Raw genomic sequence first — 18057 nt, forward strand, 5'->3', positions numbered from 1 at the left:
TTTGCAACCGCCCTGCTCCTCGGCCACCGTCCCGCTGCCTGCGCTACGGCTGCCCCGCCGCCACGCGCAGGGCTTCGCGGATCTGGGTGGTGATGGCGGTGCGGGCCTGGAGGAAGTCGGGGTCGGTGAGGGTACCGGTGTCGGGGTCGGTGTTGCCGGGGGCCCAGGGCAGGACCGGGGTATGGAGGTGGCCGCCGGGGGCGCGCAGGCCGGTGGTGTCGCGGAGCAGGGTGGCGCGGTAGGCGATCTCGTTGGAGAGGTAGCTGCCGCCGCCCCCGGAGCGGGCGGCTGAGCCCGGGGTGGGGCCGTCGGGGCGGGTGACCGGTTCGGTGGCACCGGCCGGGACTTCGGTCACCTCGGTGTTGTCGCGGACCGGGTAGGGGCCGGTGTCGGCCTCGGTCAGGGCCCGGTACGGCAGGGTGGTGGACGTCCACTGCGGGCCGTGGGTGCCGCCGGTTCTGCCGGTTCCGTCCGGGACGGGGATCTGGCCGGTGACGGAGGCGTTGGCGTTGTCGGGGAAGCCGCCGCGCCAGGCGCCGTTCCAGCGTTCGACGTCGAAGCGGCCGGGGCGGCCCTGGCTGAGGGTGGTGAAGAGGTCCGCCTGCCGGGGTCCGGCGGTGAAGTGCGGGCGCAGGGTCTTCTCGACGGTGCCGTCGGTGAAGTCGGCCCAGCGGACGGGGAAGACGGCCACCTCGATCCGGGCCGGGCCGTCGGCGGTGCGGATGGTGGTGCCGTCCAGGGCGAGGGCGGCGGCGCCGGACGGGTTGCTGCGGCGGATGTCCTGGTCGAGCTGGAACGGGTCGAAGCCGGTGACGACGATCCGCTTCACGCCCTTGCCCGCGGGCAGCCGCATGGTGTCCTGGCCGCGTGAACCCACCTCCAGGCGGTCCAGCAGCGCGGCGCGCCCGGCCTCCGGCAGCGGGAAGCGCGGCTGCCACTCGCGCAGCGTGCGGCTCATGTCCAACCTGGCCCAGTAGAGCGGGCGGTCGTCGTCCCTGGCGAGGTCGCCGCGGGCCGGTCCGCGGCCCTGCACCCGGTCCACGGCCCGCTGCCACAGCGCACGGCCGTGCTGCTGCACCACCTGCTCGGCCTGGCGGGCGTCCTTCGCGGCGCACAGCGCCCGGGTGAGCGCGGGTGCGGCCCGGTCGAAGCCGCTGCGGCTCAGCACCTCCTGCGGTACGGGCCCGGCGAGCCGCTGCTCCTCGACGGTGAGCCGCGCGTCCGTGTTCGGGGCGCAGGCGCCGGGTGCGGTGGTGGGTGTGCTGCCGGTGGACCCGTCGGCGGCGAGTGCGGGGGTGGTGAGTGCGGGGGTGGCGGACAGCAACAGGGCTCCGCAGGCGGCGATTACGGTCAGACGGGAGCGCAACAGCACCAGGAGCACCTTCCGTTCGGTGGATCTCGCCCGGAACTCTAGGTGGCGCTCGAACGGATGGACAGGGGGCGCCGGGTCACAGCGGCGTGGTGGGGACGGCGCTGCCGGTGGCGTGGTCGAGCCAGGTGATGCAGGCCCAGCCGAGCAGGGTCAGGGCGGTGAGTCCGGCGACGGCGGACGTGGAGGCCCGGGCGGCCGGCGTCAGACGGTCGCCCAGCAGGGCACGGGTGAGGGCCCAGACCGCGAGTGCCACGGCGGGCACGCCCAGCACCATGGCGGGCAGTTCCACGTAGAGCAGGCTCAGGTTCCGCCCCTCGCCCTCGAAGCCGCCTCGCAGGCCGGGCCGTGCGCCGTGCAGCCACGTGACCAGGCCCGTGCCGGCGCCCGCCAGCGCCAGCAGGCAGCCGACGCCCGCGCCCCCGTCCCGTTCTCCCACTGATCCCATGAACGGTAAGGACGAAGATCGTGTACGCGGGGTTCCTGTAGGTTCCGAAGAGAGATGCCGTTGCCCAAGTGCTTTGTCATCAACTTGTCGTTCGGTCCAGCCGCTAATGGGCGGCGAGGATCTCCTCAAGAACGAACGAGGCATCCGCCGGGAGGCCGTCGCCATCGCGAACCGCTCCGGCGCAGACGACCAGGGCCTTCCAGAGCGCCCAGCCTTGTCCACGCTCCCAGGTCGCCTTGTCCACCCCTAGCCGATCGCGGAACGCTGCCCGGCTCTTGCCGGTCAGCATCGTCCAGGCGATCGACAGATCGCAGGCCGGGTCTCCGACTCCGCAGGTGCCGAAGTCGATGACGGCCGCGAGTGCACCGTCCTTCACCAGAAGGTTCCCCGAGGCCATGTCCCCGTGGAACCAGACTGGCTTACCGTCCCACGAGGCTCGCAACGCCCGTTCCCAGATCTCCTCGGCGGCCTCGGTCCGGATCAGGCCGTCCAACGTCTTCAGGGCTGCCCGGGCCCACCCGTCGTAGGTCGTCAGTGGTCCGCCTCGGAACCAACTGTGCAGTCCCGGGCCCGGTCCGCCTGTCGGGTCGATCCGCTGCAGAGACACGAGGAACTTCGCAAGGCGGATGGCGAACGCCGTCTTGTCCTCGACGACGGCACGGGCCGCGGGCTCGCCACCGATCCACCGATAGACCGACCAGTTGTGCGGAAAGCCCCCACCGGGCACGCCTCTGGCCAGCGGAACCGGGACCTCCAGCAGCAACGCGGGTGCGAGCACCGGCAACCACCGGTGCTCCTTCTCCACCGCCAGCGCGTACTCCTCGGCAGTCGGTAGCCGCACCAGCATCTCGTCACCGAGGCGAAAGGTGCTGTTGTCCCAACCCTGCGTATCGACCGGCCGGACCTCAAGGTCGGACCACTGCGGGAACTGCGCGGCGATCAACCTGCCCGCCACCGCTGCGTCGACTGGTCTCCGGTCCGGCAACGGCAGAACCTCGGGCGTCTCGTTCATCGGAGCGACCGTACGACGCCCCATCGGATCACCACAAAGCGATTTCAGATCGTCCCGAACTCAGTCCGAACGCCGCACCTGCTACACCTTCGCAGCCGAGGGCTACCGAGCCGCCTGGCGCGAACCCCCACACCGCATCACGGCCTGAGGAGAACGACAGATCTGTCGGACGAATCCTCGACAAGATGCCTGGACAGCCCGCCGAAACACCAGGTCACGTTCCCATCGACCGACAAGTCAAATCGAAACCCACAGTGCCGTCCGGCGGTGCCTTCGCATCACTCGGCCCGCGACGCGGGGACGCTCGGGCCGGTTCGGACGGCCCCCGGACATGGCTGTACCCCGCCTGCCGATGAGAGGCGGGGTACAGCGGGTGCGGTCGGCGGCGGGTGACCGCTGCGGCCTGCGTCGGGCCGCCCCGCGGCCGGGAGGAAGTCCGGCCGCGGAGGGTCGGTGCCGCCGACGGCGTTGCCGGTGCGGGACCCGGGGGAAGGCGGTCCGGGTCCCGCTGCGGGGTCAGCTGCCGTGGTGCTCGTGCTTGCCGCCACCGGAGGAGTCGTCGTCCTTCTTGGAGGAGTCCCCCTTGGGGTCCCCTTCCTTGGAGTCCTCCTGCTTGGAGTCCTCCTTGGAGTGGTCCCCGTCGGAGTGGCCCTCCCCGGAGTGGTCCCCGTCGGAGTGGCCCTCCCCGGAGTGGCCTCCGGTGTGCGACTCGCCTTCTTCCACCTCCCCTCCCAGTCGGCCGCGGACCGAGCCGAGAACCTTCGGCTCGCCCACGGCGACCCAGCGTTTGCCGACGAGGTACGTGCCGCCGTACGGCATCGCCTCGTCGAGCCACGACTGCTGGCCCTTGCTGGTGGTGAAGGTGGCCAGCACGAAACGTCCCTGCTTGGTGGTGCACATACCCCGGCGCAGATCGTCGACGTCGATCTCCACGTTGACCTTGCAGTCCGTCTTCGCGGCGAGCTGCTCCAGCGTGCCGGTCGCGGTGGACGGCGCGTCGGACGCGCCGTTCCGCTTCGAGGCGGAGCCGGTGGGCTCGGTGGGGTCCGCGCCGCCACCACAGCCGGCGAGCAGCAGCACGCCGGTCAGTGAAGCGGCGACGGCTGCGGAGCGGCCTGGGAGTCGCATCGGTGAACCTGCCTTTCAGGGCTGTTCAGTCGCCGGTCAGGCGGTGCAGTTCTGACCGTTGTTGATGCAGTCCACCGCCCGGTTCATCAGGTCGTCAGACATGACGTTGATGAAGTCGCCGTGGTCGGTGATGGGCTTGTGCAGCTGCTCCGGGAAGGAGTCGACCGCGAAGCCCGGGCCCGGGGGCACGTCGTAGGTGATGCGCTGCACCATCTGGGGGATGGCCTGGAAGCCGTTGGCACACCGACCGCCGCGGCCGGCGAAGGCCACGTGGGTGCGGTGGTTCGCACTGTCGATGTTCTCACCGTCCCAGCAGCTCTGGAACTTGAAGGTGCGGACGACCTGGCTGCCCTCGGGGCAGATCGGGTACTTGTCCTTCAGCTGGCGGTCTTCGAAGCCGGTGCAGCTCCACGACGCGTTGGCGTTGGCGTCTCCGTTGGTGAAGGCCTTGGCGTCACCGGTGATGATGCGCAGGAAGCGCGGCATGGCCGTCACCTTGTTGCGCGGGTTGCCCTCGAAGGAGAGAGTGACCGTTGCAGGCTGCTGGATCTGGCCGACGTTGCCGTCCTGGCCGCCGCCCGGCTCGTTGGCGTCGGCCTCGTCCTGTCCGTTCTGCAGGCGCAGCACCGGCCAGAAGTAGGACGACTGGTCCTCCTCGTTCGCGCACGAGGTGCGGGCGTTGCCGAGGTCTTCGTCGCTGGCGAAGCCGTTGTTGCCCTGGTTGCCCACGTAGTCGTGCATGTGGTGGGCGCCGTTGCTCACGCCGGGCGCGACGATGACGTTGTCGGAGTTGAACAGGCCGTTCTCGTTCTTGCCGCACTCCGTGGTGAAGGTGCCGGTGGAGGCGTTGCGGCGGTTGCGCTCCTGGGACACGTTGGGCTGGACGGTGGTGATGTCCACGAAGTCCTCGGGTGACGGGCCGGCCGGCTGGCCGCCGTTGTCACCCTGGCCGTCGCCGTCGCCCTGGCCGTCACCCTGACCCTGGTTCTCACCCTGGTCCTGGCCGTCGCCCTGGCCCTGGTTCTCGCCCTGGTCCTGGCCGTCGCCCTGGCCCTGGTTGCCGGCGTCGCCTTCGCCCTCACCCTCGTTGGGGGCGGGTGCGGCGACGTCGTCGCGGAGGTTGCACTCCGCCAACCCGTCGAGGTTGCGCGGGCGTTCGGCGGACCGTCCGATGGAGATGGCGATGCGCTCGATCGTCGCCGTCCGCTTGTCCTTCAGCGGGCCCAGGATGGCGTTGTTGACAAAACCAGCGTCGTTCTGGATGGCCTGCTGGGAGTTCTTCATCCGCTTGTAGGCGTCCGCCACCTGCGAGTCGAGCAGCGCGAGGTTGCGGTCCACCTCGGCGCGGGCCGAGTCCGGCACCTCCGTCAGCCGGTCACCCACTTCGGGGCAGGCGATGGTGGACACCGTCCCTGCCTGCTGGGCGGGCGCATCCCGTGTGCTGCCGCCTTGGTCCTTCGACGTGCCGGCGCTGGCGTAGACATTGGCTGCGATCAGTCCGCCGCCCCCCAGCAGCAGTGCTGCTGCGGCGGCTGTCGTTCTGTTCAGCAAGCCCGAGCGCCTGTGAGTCATCTTTTTCATGGATTCCCTCTGGATCGTTCCGAAGAAGGCTCTCTTTTGTTGGGGAGGAGAGCCTTCCGGGCAGGGGAGACGCGACTCCGTGTCCCCCCTCATACGCACCTGTGGAACGCCGTGTTCAGAGTGGTTCAAGATTTTTACGGGATCGATGTTTCAGCAGGATCCTTGTGAGCAGAGGCAGTTGGAAGAACCGGCACGTCACGGGGTCCGCCGGTGTTCTCAGACCCCTGGGGCCGGGGCGTCGCGGGCCGTCGGAGCAGCAGCCAGTAGCCGGCCGCGGCCACGGTGCCGACAGCTGCCGTCAGTGACCACAGCAGGTCCGGGCCGAACCGGTCGAGGACCACGCCGCCCGCCAGCGGTGCGGTGACCGCGGCCACCGACCAGGACAGGGTGTACATGCCCTGGTACCTGCCGCGCCCGTGCACGGGGGACAACCGCACCACAAGTCCCATCTGGGTGGGGGAGTTGATGATCTCGCCCAGGGTCCACACCAGGATCGTCAGCGCGTACAGGGCCGTCGAGCCGGCGAAGGCCGTCAGACCGAAGCCGTAACCGGCCAGCAGTGAGGACAGCACCAGCAGGCGGGCCGGGTCGCGGTGCTCGATGAGACGGGTCACCGGGATCTGCAGCAGGATGATCAGCACGCCGTTGCCCGCGATGGCCAGCCCGTAGTCCGAACTGCTCAGGCCGTCCCGGGACATGGCGACGGGCAGGGTGACGTATGCCTGGAGGAAGATCGTCGCCACCAGGAAGTTGAGCCCGACGACCGCCATGAACCGCCCGTCCCGCAGGACCGTCCACAGGGAGACGGACGGTGCCGCCTCCGGGGCAGGTGCCGCCTCCGGGGCAGCGGACGCCGTGGAACCGGACGTGGTGGTGTCGGACGCGGTGGTGTCGGTTCCGGCGGTGCGTACTGCTGCGCCCGGCTCGGGGCGGGACTCCGGCAGGCGGGCGAACACCAGCAGTGCGCACACCGCTGTCAGCGTCGCCTCGCCCAGGAACAGCAGCAGGTAGCCGTGCTCGGCGATGAGCCCGGCGGCCGTCGCCGACAGGGCGAACCCCAGGTTTATCGCCCAGTAGTTGAGGGCGAAGGCGCGGATGCGGTCCTCCGGGGCGACGATGTCCGCCATCATCGCCTGCACGGCGGGCCGGGACGCGTTGCTCGCCATGCCGACGAGGCCGGCGACCACCGCGATGGCGACCGGGTGCTCCACGAAGCCGAGCACGGCCACCGACGCGGACGTGCCGAGCTGCGACGCGAGCAGTGTGGGGCGGCGGCCGAGGCGGTCCGTCATGACGCCCGCGCCGATCGACGACACCACGCCGCCCAGCCCGTACACGGCGGCGACCAGGCCCGCGTAGGCGGGCGAGTAGCCGCGGTCGACGGTGAGGTACAGCGCGAGGAAGGTGGCGACGAAGCCGCCCAGCCGGTTCACGAGCGTGGACGTGAACAGCCACCAGAACGCGGACGGCAGCCCGCCGAAGCTCTCCCGGGCGGCGCGTCTCAGAGCGGTGACGGACATGGGACGACCCCCGGCGGTAAGTAGTGGACCTGTGCGCCGGACGTTACGGATGGTGGGCCGCCGAGTGCCATCGGATTGATGATCCCCGTCAACCGTCCGGCGGGCCGGAGCCGCCACCGGGAGCCGACTCCGGAGGCGGTACCTCGTCGGCTCCGGGGCGGTCGTCATGCCGAACCCGGTGCCGATGGCGGCCGGGCCACCTACGCTGAGGGCGCGGGGTCGCATGGACCCGTCGAAGCGCTTCGACGACTGGTCTGGACAAGCTTTGGCGTCCGACCTAGAGTCGAGGTCGTTCGAATCGATGCGCTTCACCAGGTCCGGGAGGGCTGCGTGGTCACCCTCGCTGACGTCGCCAAGCACGCCGGAGTGTCCTCCAGCACGGTCAGCTACGTGCTCAGCGGCAAGCGGTCCATCTCCGCGTCCACCAGGGAACGGGTCGAGCACAGCATCGCCACGCTCGGCTACCACCCCAACGCGGGCGCGCGGGCTTTGGCCAGCAACCGGTCCAACATCATCGCCCTGATGGTCCCGTTGCGTACCGACATGTACGTGCCGGTGATGATGGAGATCGCCATCGCGGTCGCCACCACCGCCCGCACCCACGGCTACGACGTGCTGCTGGTCACCGGCGAGGAGGGCCCGGCGGCGGTGCGGCGGATCGAGGGCAGCGCGCTCGCCGACGCGATGATCCTGATGGACGTCGAGTTGCAGGACGACCGCCTGCCGGCCCTGCGGCAGACCGGCTGGCCCGCCGTGCTGATCGGCCTGCCCGCCGACACCACCGGGCTGAGCTGCGTGGACCTGGACTTCGCCGCCGCCGGCGCGCTGTGCGTCGACCACCTGGCGGGGCTCGGGCACCGGGAGATCGCCGTCATCGGCGAGGCGCCGGCCGTCTACGAGCGCCGCACCGGCTTCGCCGAACGCACCCTCACCGGCCTGCGCGACCGCAGCCGCGAGTTGGGGCTGCGCATGCTGCACCGGCCGTGCGAGGGCAGCTACGCGGGGGTGGCGGCGACGCTCGCGCGCATATACGAGGAGCGCCCCGGTGTCACCGCGTTCATCGTGCAGAACGAGGCCGCGACCGACCCGCTGCTGGCCCTGCTGCGGCAGCAGCGCAGAGCCGTGCCCGAGGACGTGTCGGTGATGGCCATCTGCCCGGACCAGGTGGCGGCGCACGCGTCCGTGCCGCTCACCTCGGTCGCCGTACCCGCGCAGGAGATGGGCCGGTACGCGGTCGAGCAGGTCGTCGCCAAGCTCAAGGGCCGCCGTTCTGACGAAGTGGTGCTGCTGCCGCCGGAGTTGACCGTGCGTGAGAGCACCGCCGCGCTCGGCACGGCAGCCCAGCGTTCGGCCTCCCCGCCGCCCGTTCCGGGCAACGACGCGGCGCTGCCCGCCTGAACCTGTTCTCGGGCACGAGGAGTACAGCGGACCGGGACCGCTGGTGCTGTGACCGGGAAGGTTCGCCGGGTTGGGGCGGTCTGAGCCCGTTGTCAGAGCCTCCCGGTAGCGTGCCGGCAAGCAGATCCGACTCCTCCGGGGAGAACAACCGTGGACATCCTGCTCATCGCCGGCCTGTGGCTCGACGGGTCCGCCTGGGACGAGGTCGTGCCCGAACTCACCGCGCTCGGCCACCGTCCCGTGCCGCTCACCCTCCCCGGCCAGGGCGACGGCACCACCTCAGTGACGCTCGACGACCAGCTGGCAGCAGTGGTGGCCGCCGTCGACGCGGCGCCCGGGAAGCCCTTGGTGGTGGGGCACTCCGCCGCATCGAGCCTGGCCTGGCTGGCCGCCGACGCCCGGCCGGAGAAGGTGGCCAAGGTCGCACTGGTCGGCGGCTTCCCCGTCGCCGACGGGCGGGCCTACGCCGATTACTTCGCGATCGAGGGCGGCGCCATGCCGTTCCCGGGCTGGGGCCCTTTCGAGGGGGCGGACTCCGCCGACTTGAACCAGGAGACCCGGCACCGCTTTGCGTCCGCCGCCATCCCCGTCCCCGAGGGGGTCGCCAGGGGAGTCGTGCACCTGACCGACGAGCGTCGCTTCGGCGTCCCCGTCGTGGTCGTATGCCCCGAGTTCACCCCGGCCCAGGCGCAGGAGTGGATTGCCGCAGGCGAGAGCCCCGAGCTCGCCCGCGCCACCCACCTTGAGTATGTGGACCTCGACTCGGGCCACTGGCCGATGGCCACCCGCCCCCGCGATCTCGCCCGCGTCCTGGCGGAGGCCGCGAGCTCGTAGCGCTGTGCCCGGGTCGGGTGGTCATCCCGCTGCCGGCCGCCCCAGCGGATGCTGGTCGGACTCACCTCCGCGTCTGCGCTGCGACGTGCAGTTCCGCCCAGACCCGTTTGCCCCACGGCAGCGGATCGCAGCCCCAGGAACCGGCCAGCGCTGCCACCAGCGCCAGGCCGCGCCCGCCTTCGTCCTCCGTGCCGGGGCTCATGAGTCCCGGACGAGCTTTCGACCTGTCCACGACACCGATGCGCACCCGTGCCGCTGCCGGTCGGCTGACCGTGACCCGGATGAGGTGGCCCCGGGCGTGCCGCACCGCGTTGCCCACCAACTCGGTGACGACCAGGGTGCCGTCGTCTGCTGCTTCGTCCAGGCCCCAGACGGCGACGGCGACGCGCACCAGACGGCGGGCGGTGGCCGCGCTTCCGGGCTCACGCGGAAGCGTCTCGCTGTAGCGCGGACAGCCGGTTGAGCACGTCAGCGTCACAGGTGGCTGCATTTGTCGGTCTGCTTTCTCGGCTCGGCCGAACCCCGAGACCACAGAGGAGGCCGCGGAGTGCTGTCCGTCCATGCAACCGAGTCGCCCGAGTTGCCTCCAGGGACGCTACGTCCCACTTTCGCGACGCTATGTGACGATCTCCAGGAACTCCGCCAACGGACGCAGCCCTGACGGGTGGTTGGGGAGTGCCCACAGGTCGCGCACTATTGCCACGGCGAGCGTGTGGTGCCGCATCCATGTCGGTGCCACCCGTCGAAGGGACTCCAGGGCCTTCACCGCCCCTGCCGCATCCCCGATGTCGGTGTGGGCCCGGGCGACGTCGAGCAGGAGCCACGTCCGCCAGGACGGCGGGGTGTCCTTGCTCAGCCGCATGCCCTTGGCCAGCGTCAACGCGTCCTGAGGGTGTCCGTACTGCACCGCCAGGCGGACACGTTCGATGCGGACCGAGGACGGGCTGAAGACGCTGACCATGCGGTTGTCGCCGCTGTCGGGCATCTTCGAGACGCGGGCTGCCTCCTTCTCCGCCGCCTCCATCATCGTCTCGTCGCGCGTGCGTAGTCGCCGCTGCGGGCGGCGGAGGTGGCGGCGCTCATGGTGAGTGCGCCCCACACCTTCAGGCCGTCGGCCGTGCCGGTACGGTCGGCTTGCGCCAAGTCGGCGGCAGCCCGGAGAGCGATGTGCAGCGCGTCCTCCAGGCGCCCTTGCCGCTGGTAGGTCCACGCCACGGAGTTGGCGATCATCGGCTGGAGCAGTGGGTCGCAGGACCGTCCTGCGGCGTCCATGGCGCGTTCCAGGCCCGTCAGGGCGAGGTCGGTCTTGCCCATCCGCACGGCGATGTGCCCGGCGAGCTGAAGCGCCTTGCCCAGGGCCGCGAAACCGGCCCCGCGGGCCTCGTCGCTGCCGTGGGCAGTGGCGGCGCGCGCGTCCGAGATCAAGTTCGGCAGCGCCTGCAAGACCGTGTCGAACTCGGCGGCGTGGTACTGCGTCCAGCCGTCTGCGATCTGCTCGCGCAGGCCGTCCAACGAGAAGCCGGGCTCGGGCGCGACCGGCTCCGGGCCCCAGAGCGCCGGCATGACGGCGCGGCGCACGGCTACGAAGCGCGGCCCGTCGTTCTCGCCCGATGACGCGACCGCGGGCGGGTCACCCAGAAGGGTGGTCAGCTCCACGCCGAGACCGTTGGCCAGCGCGTGGAGCGTGGGAAGGCGAGCCGAGTGCTTCCGTCCCTGTTCGAGTTGGCGGATGACGTCGACGGACAGGCCGGATCGGTCGGCCAGTTCTTCCTGCGTCAGGGAAGCCAGGCGGCGCAAGCGGCGCAGAGTCCGTCCCAGGTCTTCGTTTGCCACGCTGCCACCGTACGTCGCCGGGGCCGCCGGAGCCGCCGGACCTGGGGTCCCGGTCCCCGTCCGCCGGGCGGGACCATGTCAGGCCCCGGCGGAGGTGACGACCAGTTCCTGCCCGGCGACCAGCGTCAGGGGCCGGGTGGACGTGCCGGGGGCGCGTAGTTCGACGCGCCCGGCGCGGTCCGGGGTGATCACGGCCCGCCAGGGCACGCCCGCGCTCTCCTCGGCCTGCTGCCCGGCTCGCGGACCCGGCGCCTCCGGGTCGGTCCGCAGGCGGTTGCCCCAGGTCAGGTCGACGCGGGCGCCGAAGCGGGTGCGGACGCCGAGCAGGGCGCCGCCGGGCCAGGAGGCCGGGGCGGCGGGCAGCAGCACCAGGCGGTGCGGGGTGGACTGGAGCAGCATCTCGGTCAGCAGTGCGGGTAGGGCGTGGGCGGCGTCGGCGTTGTAGACGTCGCGTCCGGGGTAGTGCGCGCTCATCAGCGAGTCGTGGAAGTAGTCGCCGACCAGCAGCGCCCGCAGGCAGGCCTCGGCGCGGGGGGCGTCGGCCAGACGGGCGGCGATGAGACCGTGGTGCAGGTGGCCGTGGGCGGAGTCGTTCTCAGCGCCGCGCAGTTCCAGTGCCCGGTGCGCGGCGGCGGCCAGGTCCGGGGTGTCGTAGGGGGTGATCTCGTCCAGCGGCCAGACGCCGTAGAGGTGGCTCAGATGACGGTGGTCGTAGTTGTCGGCCAGGTCCGGGTCGGCCCATTCGGCCAGCGCGCCGTCCGTGTTGACGCGGTACGGGGGCAGGCGGTCGGCCAGCGCCGTCCACCGGTCGGCGTCCGGCCCCGGGTGGTGGGCTGCGGCGGTCAGCAGTGCGTGGCGGGCGGCGGTGACGTCCATGGTGGCGTTGCGGGTGACCCAGGAGGCGTTGGCCGGGCGGTTCTCGGGGGAGTAGGACGGCACCAGTACCAGCTGTCCGTCGGGACCGGCTCGGGTGAGGAAGTCCTCGTAGAAGGTGGCGACTTCGGCCAGGGCGGCAGCCAGGCGCGGGTGCGGGACGCCGGTGGCCTCCGCCTCGTCGAGCAGCGGCTTCAGCAGCCAGTCGGCGCCCGCCGTCCACAGGTGCAGCGGGTAGGCGCGCTGGAAGTGGCGGGTGTGGCCGGACTCGCCGTCGGTGTGGGAGGGCGCCACGACCCCGCGGGTGCCGAACACGGCCCGCGCGTTGTCCCGCCAGTGGTCCCACTGGCCGAAGACCAGGGCGGCGTGCGCCGCGCCGACCTCCGGCAGGTCCGCCGCCGGTGCGGCGGCGATCTGGAGGTTGAGGTTGGCGTTGGTGGTGAACGCGCCGGACCAGGCGGTGTCCCAGTCCCCGGTCCACAGCCCGGTGAGGCGTGGCGGCAGCATGCCGGACGCCGACAGCAGGTGATAGCGCCCGGCCGCGTGGAGGCGTTCCAGCAAGGCGTGTTCGTCACTGCCCGCCAGCAACTCGCTGCCGGGGGCAGCCCGGCCGTCGGCCTTCGCGTCCAGGGAGAGCGACGCACGTCCGAACGCCGTTGCGTGCAAAACCACATGGCGGGTGAGGAAGTGGTCGAAGGCGGTGCCGGGGGTGGCGTCGGGCGGCAGCAGCGCGCGCAGGGCGTCGGATGCGGCGGGTGTGTCCCCGTCACCGCGGTGCCGTCGCACGCGGGTGAGCAGCAGCACCTCCTCGGCGTGCTCGATCGCGGCGCCGGTGCAGGAGATGGAGGTCCGGCCGCCGCGGACCAGGGCGAGCGTGACGCCTGTGAAGCCGAGGCCGTCGGCGTCCGGGTAGCGGACGCGCAGGCTGAGCAGCGCGCCCTCGGGGACGAGGGCCGTGCCGTGGCCGACGGCCAGGCGGTCGGGGGCTCCGGGCAGCCGGTGGTCGAGCGAGAGCAGCCCGCTGATCCCGCCACCCGCGTCGGGCGCGCGCCGGAGGCCGTGGGGGCCCCGGAGGCCGCCCGGGCTTGGGCGGTTGGGCGGGGCCGCGCGGCCGTCCGCGTGCATGTCGCCCGTGGTGCGGAGGTGCTGCACGATCACGTCGTCGGCCCGGGAGACGAAGACGCGGCTGTCGCGGTCGGCGGTGCGGGCGGTGACGACGCCGGACGTGTAGTCCACCTCCCGCCGGTAGCCGAGGGCGCGGGCGTCGGCGCCCTCCGGCGCCGCGCCCGCCCCGCCCACCGGAGACGTCCCACCCGGCTCGCCCCCGCCCCCGGAAGCGTGGCGGAAGCGGGTCATGAAGGCCGGGTGGAAGGGCTGCACCCACAGCAGCGGGCGCCCGTCGGTGAAGGTGTCGGCGGCGTCGGTGTCCCCGGCGAGCAGCCGGTCCCGGAGTGACGGGAGCCGGTCGGCGAGCTGCGGCGGTCCGGCGTGCTCGCTGCCGTTGGGCCGGACCAGGCTGTGGTGGTTGACGATCACCCGGTCGTCGTCCGGGTCGCCGAGCACCATGGCGCCGTGCCGCCCGTTCCCGCTGAGGTAGGCGTCCTCCCAGCGGGCTGCGGGCGCCGGCTCCCAGGAGCCCGCGCTCACGTCGTGGCCTCCCGCAGCACCGCCACGCCGTACCGGGCGAGGGTGACCGGGCCGGTGTGGGTGGCGCCGCCGAGCAGGTCGCGGTGGGTGCCCGGCACGTCGAACTCCACTGCCTGCCGGGTGTGGTTGAGCAGGAACAGCAGCGGTCCGCGGCGTACCGCCTCGACGCCCTCCGGCAGTCCGGCGACCACCGGGTGCACTCCGGCGTCGGCGGCGGCGCGGGACAGCAGCCCGCGCAGCCCGTCCGGTTCGGGCAGCGTGCCGAGGTACCATGCCCGGCCGCGGCGCAACACTGCCGGTAGGCCGTCCAGTTCACCGGTCCGGTACGCGACGGCGACTTCGGCGGTGCCGGCGGGTTCCAGCTCCTCCGACCACAGCGTGCCGCGGAACGTGCCGCAGTCCACGGTCTCCCCGGCGTCCAGCGGCCACCACTCGTGCACGGTGCGGATGCCGAACAGTTCACGCAGCCGGTGGTCCATGCCGCCCTCGCGGACCCGGTCGTCGGCGTCGGCGACGCCGGTGTGGAATCCGCAGACGAGGGTGCCGCCGCCCTCGACGTAGCGCACCAGGCGATCGATCGCCTCGTCGCGCAGCAGGTAGAGCTGCGGGATCACCACCATGCGGTAGGCGGCCAGGTCGCCGCTGACGGGATGGGCGAAGTCGGTGGCCAGCCCGGCGTCCCAGAGCGCCCGGTGCCAGGCGGCGACCACCTGCGGGTAGTCGACCTCGGTGGACGGACGGCCGTCCTGCTGGCCGGCCCACCAGGACTCCCAGTCGTGCAGCACCGCGACCTCGGCCGGCACCGGCTGCCCGGTGACCTCGGGTGCGAGCCGGGCGAGTTCGGCGCCCAGCTCCCTGACCTCCTGGTACACGCGGCCGTGCTCCCCGGCGTGGCTGACCATGCCGGAGTGGAACTTCTCCGCGCCCTGCCGGGACTGCCGCCACTGGAAGTAGCAGACGGCGTCCGCGCCGCGGGCCACCGCCTGGAGCGACCAGAGCCGGTTCAGGCCGCGCGGTTTGGGGTGGTTCACGCCGCGCCAGTTCACCGGGCCCGCGGCCTGCTCCATGAGCATCCAGGGGCCGCCCGCCTGGGAGCGGGTCATGTCGGCGATCAGGGCGTGGTGCCGGGCGCCTGCGGCGTGCGAGCCCTCCACCGGTTTGGGGTCGGGGTAGCTGTCGACGGACACCACGTCTTCGTGGCGGGCCCACTCCCAGCCGTCCTGGCCCTGCCAGAACGGCATGAAGTTGGTGGTGACCGGCAGGTGCGGGGTGTGCCGGGCGACGATGTCGCGTTCGGCGAGGTAGCAGCGCAGCAGCGCGTCGGAGGTGAACCGCTTGAAGTCCAGCACCTGCGTCGGGTTGGGCAGGTACTGGGCGCGGCGCGGCGGGATGATCTCCTCCCAGTCGCTGTAGTGCTGGCTCCAGAACGCCGTTCCCCAGGCTTCGTTGAGGGCGGCGAGTGTGGTGTAGCGGTCGCGCAGCCAGCTGCGGAACGCGCGGGCCGACTCGTCGCCCCAGTCGTAGGTGCAGTACTCGTTGTTGATGTGCCACATGACCAGTGCCGGGTGGTCGGCGTAGCGGGCGGCCAGGTCCTCGGTGAGTGCGGTCGCGTAGCGGCGGTAGACGGCGCTGGAGTGGGAGAAGTGCTGGCGCGAGCCCCACCACACGGTCCGGCCGTCCGCGTCCCGGGGCAGCGTCTCCGGGTGGAGGCGGCCCATCCACGGCGGTGGTGACGCGGTGGGGGTGGCGAGCACCACCGAGACGCCGTTGCCGTGCAGCAAGTCCATCAGGCGGTCCAGCCAGTCGAACTCCCGGGCTCCGGGGGTGGGTTCGATGCGGGACCAGGCGAAGACGCCGACGGTGGCGGAGTTCACGCCGGCGCCCTTCATCAGGCGCACGTCCTCCTGCCAGGTCTGCTCGGGCCACTGCTCGGGGCTGTAGTCGCCGCCGAACAGGATGCGTCCGCGGGTCGCGGTCCGCAGCGAAGGCGGGTCAGGGGCGAGTGCGGGCCGCGGGGTGGGCACGGGCGTCACCGCCCGTCAGCGGCGGTGCCGCCCTGCCGGGCGCCGGCTGACCGGCGGGTGGCGGGGGCCGGGTCGCCGTACTGGATGCCGCGGCCGTTGGTGCCGAGGTAGACGCGGCCGTGTACGCGCGGGTCGCCGGCGATCGCCGCGCCGGTCCAGCCCCACTGGTGGGCGTCGTCGTTGACGCGTATCCAGCTGCGGCCGGTGTCGTCGGAGCGGTAGACGCCGGTGGTGTCGCCGACCGTGCCGGTCTGGAACAGCGCCGGGTAGGTGCAGCCGGGGGCGGCCTTGCCGAAGCCCAGCACGTAGGAGGCCCGGCACCCGGGGACCTGGCGGAAGGTGCGTCCGCCGTCGGTGGAGCGGTGCAGGCCGCCCTCCTTCGCCGACAGCCACAGGTCGCCGGTGCGACCCGGGGCGGCAGCGACGCGGAACTGCGTGTCGCCGGACGGCAGGCCGGTGGCGGCACGGGAGAACGTGGCGCCGCGGTCGGTCGAGACGTGCAGCTCACCGCTGGTGGTGTCGTAGGCGTAGAACCGGGCGGGGTTCACCGGGTCGGCGACCGGGGCGGCCCCTCTGGGGCAGGTGGCGCTCTCGGTCCAGGTGGCGCCGCCGTCGACGGACCGGTACGCGGGGTGGCGGGTGCCGTCCCAGTGCACGAAGGACCACAGCAGGGTCCGGCCGTCCGCACTCACCGCGATCGGCCCCGGCGCCTGGGGGGCGAGGTCGGGCTGCGAGGCGAACGGCTGCCATGTGCGGCCACCGTCGCCGGACCAGGCGCCGTTGCCGTTGTCGCCCCAACCGGTGCGGACCACGTAGGACGGCCGGGCGGCGGCCTGCGCGAGGCCGGTGGCGGTGCCGAACACGGGCTGGGTCGCCATGCCGCGCGACGGCGAGGCGGTGAGCGAGTCGTGGTACATGACGCCGATGTCGGCCAGCCCGCTCAGCAGGTGCGCCTTTCCGGTGGGCGGCGACAGCAACTGCCTTACGGACGACTCCTCCAGGCCGCGGATCTGCGGCTGCCAGCGGCGCAGGTCGCGGGTGGCGTAGAGCGTGGCGCCGGTGCCGAACACCACGTGCTCGGAGTGGAACGGGTTGATCGCGACGGTCTGGATCCACCACCCGAACTTGGGCTGGTCGTTGCCCCACCGCAGGTAGGGCGTCTCGGACACGTCGAGCACCGCGTCGTCCTTCAGAGAGGTCCAGCGCCCGCCCGCGTCGGTGGACCGGAACAGCGTGTCGATCGACGACCAGCGGTTGTTGGTGGAGACGACGACGGTACCGGGACGGGAGGCGTCGACGTCGAGGCCGCCGTAGCCGAAGTTGTCCTCGCCGCCGGGCCGGACCGGGGTGATGTCCGTCCACCGGCCGGTGGCGGTGTCCAGCCGGTGCACCGAGCCGTCGGTCTGCCCGTTGGGGCCGGGCGCGTCGGCGTAACTGACGTACAGCGCACGGGTGGTGCTGTCGTACGCGGCACGGATGGGGATACGGGCACGGGCGCCGGTCGGGCGTCCGGGCACGGGCACCCACCGGCCGCTCTCCAGGCGGTACAGGTTGGCGTCGCCCTCGCCGCCGTCGCCCCAGCCCGCGTAGACGGTGCGCCCGGCGGCGACGAGCAGCGTGACGCCCTGGCCGCTGGACGAGGGGGTGGCGGGGAAGGGCGCGGGAGCGAAGGAGGCGCCGCGGTCGCGGGAGACCAGCAGGCCGTCGTGGCGGGTGCCCAGCCACAGGGTGGCACTGTCGGTTGGGTCGACGAGCAGCCGCTCGCCGGTGCCCCGGCCGTCCTCGTTGGCGCCGAGCTTGACGGCCAGGTCGGTGCGGTCCCAGGTGGCGCCCCGGTCGGTGGAGCGCAGCACGGCGCCGTCCCCGGCCCACGGCTGGGTGTAGGTGCCGACGGCCAGGTAGAGCCGGTCGGGATGGGCGGGGTCGACGGCCATGGCCTCCACGCCGGTGAGGTTCCAGTCGTCCCAGCCGAGGTCGTCGTTGAGCGGCGTCCAGCGTGCGGTTGCGTCGTCCCACCGGTAGGCGCCGCCGATGTCGGTGCGGGCGTAGGCGAGGCCGCGGACCCGCGGATGGAACAGCATGCCGGTGACGAAGCCGGTGCCGCCGATGAACACGTTGCGCCAGCGGTAGGGCTGCGCGCCGGAGGCGGAGGCGGACGGGGGCCGGTGGGGGGCGGACGCGGCGGCGGGCGCGGCGGCGGCCAGGGCGACGGCCGCGCCGGTGGCGGCGGCGGTCGCCAGCACCGTGCGCCGGGTCGGGGCGGAACGGCCGACGGCGGTTGGCTCCGGAGTGGCCTCCGGAGTGGGCTCCGGGGCGTGGTGGGGCTGGGATTCGGGCATGGCGGACACCTTCCTGGGGGTGGGGGAGGGCGGTGCGGGCGGCGACCAGGG

General features: G+C 72.5%; 12 protein-coding genes and 1 pseudogene. 2 read left to right on the top strand and 11 right to left on the bottom strand.

Annotation, left to right across the window (positions count from 1 at the left end; translation table 11 throughout):
* Positions 1–43: 43 nt before the first annotated feature.
* The 6 genes from QNO07_RS03015 to QNO07_RS03040 form a co-directional block, all read right to left on the bottom strand.
* Positions 44–1375, bottom strand: coding sequence for a pyroglutamyl-peptidase I (locus QNO07_RS03015; RefSeq protein ID WP_283990057.1), 1332 nt, complete (start codon positions 1373–1375; stop codon positions 44–46).
* A 73-nt stretch (positions 1376–1448) separates the two neighbouring features.
* Entirely contained in the window at positions 1449–1817 is a 369-nt protein-coding gene (locus tag QNO07_RS03020; protein ID WP_283989801.1) for a hypothetical protein, read from the bottom strand.
* Positions 1818–1920: 103 nt separating this feature from the next.
* On the bottom strand, positions 1921–2829 hold the full coding sequence (locus QNO07_RS03025) for an aminoglycoside phosphotransferase family protein (protein WP_283989803.1): 909 nt from the start codon (positions 2827–2829) through the stop codon (positions 1921–1923).
* A gap of 516 nt (positions 2830–3345) precedes the next feature.
* On the bottom strand, positions 3346–3957 hold the full coding sequence (locus QNO07_RS03030; protein ID WP_283989805.1) for a hypothetical protein: 612 nt from the start codon (positions 3955–3957) through the stop codon (positions 3346–3348).
* Between the two features lie 36 nt (positions 3958–3993).
* Positions 3994–5538, bottom strand: coding sequence for a DUF1996 domain-containing protein (locus tag QNO07_RS03035; protein WP_283989806.1), 1545 nt, complete (start codon positions 5536–5538; stop codon positions 3994–3996).
* A 134-nt stretch (positions 5539–5672) separates the two neighbouring features.
* On the bottom strand, positions 5673–7058 hold the full coding sequence (locus QNO07_RS03040; protein ID WP_283989807.1) for an MDR family MFS transporter: 1386 nt from the start codon (positions 7056–7058) through the stop codon (positions 5673–5675).
* A gap of 330 nt (positions 7059–7388) precedes the next feature.
* On the opposite strand from QNO07_RS03040, the gene QNO07_RS03045 reads away from it, so the two are divergent.
* Positions 7389–8456 (top strand): LacI family DNA-binding transcriptional regulator, encoded by a 1068-nt coding sequence (locus QNO07_RS03045; protein WP_283989808.1) that lies wholly within the window; start codon positions 7389–7391, stop codon positions 8454–8456.
* 150 nt (positions 8457–8606) lie between these two features.
* Positions 8607–9290, top strand: a complete 684-nt coding sequence (locus QNO07_RS03050) for an alpha/beta fold hydrolase (RefSeq protein WP_283989810.1) — start codon at positions 8607–8609, stop codon at positions 9288–9290.
* Positions 9291–9351: 61 nt separating this feature from the next.
* On the opposite strand, the gene QNO07_RS03055 is transcribed toward QNO07_RS03050, so the two are convergent.
* The 5 genes and pseudogenes from QNO07_RS03055 to QNO07_RS03075 form a co-directional block, all read right to left on the bottom strand.
* Positions 9352–9780, bottom strand: a complete 429-nt coding sequence (locus QNO07_RS03055) for an ATP-binding protein (RefSeq protein WP_283989811.1) — start codon at positions 9778–9780, stop codon at positions 9352–9354.
* A gap of 126 nt (positions 9781–9906) precedes the next feature.
* Positions 9907–11123: pseudogene (locus QNO07_RS03060) on the bottom strand (helix-turn-helix domain-containing protein).
* A gap of 78 nt (positions 11124–11201) precedes the next feature.
* Positions 11202–13643, bottom strand: a complete 2442-nt coding sequence (locus tag QNO07_RS03065; protein ID WP_283989812.1) for a glycosyl hydrolase family 95 catalytic domain-containing protein — start codon at positions 13641–13643, stop codon at positions 11202–11204.
* Positions 13640–15667: a beta-galactosidase gene (locus QNO07_RS03070; protein WP_283989813.1), complete on the bottom strand. Its 2028-nt coding sequence runs from the start codon at positions 15665–15667 to the stop codon at positions 13640–13642. The genes QNO07_RS03065 and QNO07_RS03070 overlap by 4 nt, the downstream gene beginning before the upstream one ends.
* A 5-nt stretch (positions 15668–15672) precedes the next feature.
* Positions 15673–18006, bottom strand: coding sequence for a WD40/YVTN/BNR-like repeat-containing protein (locus QNO07_RS03075; protein ID WP_283989814.1), 2334 nt, complete (start codon positions 18004–18006; stop codon positions 15673–15675).
* Positions 18007–18057: the final 51 nt, after the last annotated feature.

Origin of the sequence: Streptomyces sp. 549, assembly GCF_030124175.1 — a bacterium.
In the GTDB taxonomy this organism is placed as follows: Bacteria; Actinomycetota; Actinomycetes; order Streptomycetales; family Streptomycetaceae; genus Streptomyces.